This is a genomic window from Mesorhizobium sp. LjRoot246, assembly GCF_964254115.1.
Lineage (GTDB): Bacteria > Pseudomonadota > Alphaproteobacteria > Rhizobiales > Rhizobiaceae > Mesorhizobium.
Genome location: NZ_CAXUSN020000001.1, coordinates 1,817,501 through 1,820,000, shown reverse-complemented (window position 1 = coordinate 1,820,000; position 2,500 = coordinate 1,817,501). Strand labels below are relative to the sequence as shown.

Genomic DNA, 2,500 nt, shown 5'->3' with positions numbered 1-2,500 from the left:
GCCAATAGTGAGTAGCGAATAGGGACCCCTATTTGCTGCTTTCTCTGAGCTGTTCGCTGGTCTTTGTGTGCCTTTACGGTTCTTTGGGTTGGCGCCTTTCGAAGCGAAGCTTCGCAAGGTCGACCGACCGTCGGCGCTGATGCGCCGCACCCACGTAGCGCCGCCCGCAGGGCGGAACAAGCGTGAGTGAGAACAGATCATCTGACTTCGTCAGATGAGCATAAGGAATGAGAACGATCAAGCCGATCGAACTATTAGTACCGGTAAGCTTCAAGCGTTGCCGCTCTTCCACACCCGGCCTATCAACGTGGTCGTCTTCCACGGTTCTCAGGGAATACTCGTTTTAAGGTGGGTTTCCCGCTTAGATGCCTTCAGCGGTTATCCCGTCCGGATATAGCTACCCTGCTATGCGGCTGGCGCCACAACAGGTCCACCAGAGATCCGTCCATCCCGGTCCTCTCGTACTAGGGACAGATCCTTTCAATATTCCTACACCCACGGCAGATAGGGACCGAACTGTCTCACGACGTTCTGAACCCAACTCACGTACCGCTTTAAATGGCGAACAGCCATACCCTTGGGACCTGCTCCAGCCCCAGGATGCGATGAGTCGACATCGAGGTGCCAAACAACCCCGTCGATATGGACTCTTGGGGGTCATCAGCCTGTTATCCCCGGCGTACCTTTTATCCGTTGAGCGATGGCCCTTCCACGCGGGACCACCGGATCACTATGACCGACTTTCGTCTCTGCTCGACTTGTCAGTCTCGCAGTCAGGCAGGCTTATGCCATTGCACTCAGCGAACGATTTCCGACCGTTCTGAGCCCACCATCGCGCGCCTCCGTTACTCTTTAGGAGGCGACCGCCCCAGTCAAACTACCCACCATACATTGTCCCGGACCCGGATAACGGGCCGCGGTTAGACATCCATAGTAATAAGGGTGGTATTTCAAGGGTGGCTCCACCTGAGCTGGCGCCCAGGTTTCAAAGCCTACCACCTATCCTACACATGCCACTACGAATGCCAATGTAAAGCTATAGTAAAGGTGCACGGGGTCTTTCCGTCTAACCGCAGGAACCCCGCATCTTCACGGGGAATTCAATTTCACTGAGTCTATGCTGGAGACAGCGGGGAAGTCGTTACGCCATTCGTGCAGGTCGGAACTTACCCGACAAGGAATTTCGCTACCTTAGGACCGTTATAGTTACGGCCGCCGTTTACTGGGGCTTCGATTCAGAGCTTGCACCCCTCCTCTTAACCTTCCAGCACCGGGCAGGCGTCAGACCCTATACGTCGTCTTGCGACTTCGCAGAGCCCTGTGTTTTTGATAAACAGTCGCTACCCCCTGGTCTGTGCCACCCTCCTCTACTTGCGTAGAAAAGGGTCACGCTTCTTCCGAAGTTACGCGTGCAATTTGCCGAGTTCCTTCAGCATAGTTCTCTCAAGCGCCTTGGTATACTCTACCAGACCACCAGTGTCGGTTTCGGGTACGGTTTATAAGGAGGAGCTATTTCCTGGAACCACGCAGCAGCCCGTTCAATCCGATAAGATTGGACTACCTCAATGATCCGTCACTACCTCCAAGCCCACGAATATTAACGTGGTTCCCATCGACTACGCGTTTCCGCCTCGTCTTAGGGGCCGGCTAACCCTGCTCAGATTAGCTTTAAGCAGGAACCCTTGGTCTTTCGGCGGGGGAGTCTCTCACTCCCCTTACGTTACTCATGTCAGCATTCGCACTTCTGATACCTCCACCACCCCTCACGGGTATGGCTTCATCAGCTTACAGAACGCTCCGCTACCGCTTGGCCCTTGCGGACCAAACCCTAAGCTTCGGTGTATGGCTTTAGCCCCGTTACATTTTCGGCGCAAAGACCCTTATTTAGACCAGTGAGCTGTTACGCTTTCTTTAAATGATGGCTGCTTCTAAGCCAACATCCTGGTTGTTTTGGGATCCTCACATCCTTTCCCACTTAGCCATAACTTGGGGACCTTAGCTGTAGGTCAGGGTTGTTTCCCTTTTCACGACGGACGTTAGCACCCGCCGTGTGTCTGCCGACTAGTACTCCCAGGTATTCGGAGTTTGGTTAGGTTTGGTAATCCGGTGAGGACCCCTAGCCCATCCAGTGCTCTACCCCCTGGGGTATTCGGTCGACGCTCTACCTAAATAGATTTCGCGGAGAACCAGCTATTTCCGAGTTTGATTGGCCTTTCACCCCTAGCCACAAGTCATCCCGAACTATTGCAACAGTTATGGGTTCGGTCCTCCAGTAAGTGTTACCTTACCTTCAACCTGCTCATGGCTAGATCACTCGGTTTCGGGTCTAATGCGACGAACTGAACGCCCTATTCAGACTCGCTTTCGCTGCGCCTACACCTAGCGGTTTAAGCTTGCTCGTCACACTAAGTCGCTGACCCATTATACAAAAGGTACGTGGTCACCCAGGACGAACCTTGGGCTTCCACTGTTTGTAGGCAATCGGTTTCAGGTACTCTTT

At 53.6% G+C, this 2,500-nt stretch carries 1 rRNA gene (only partly in view); it reads right to left on the bottom strand.

From position 1 onward, the window contains the following. Window positions 1-233: 233 nt before the first annotated feature. Window positions 234-2,500, bottom strand: a 23S ribosomal RNA gene (locus ACSQ3L_RS08710) (it continues 555 nt past the right edge of the window).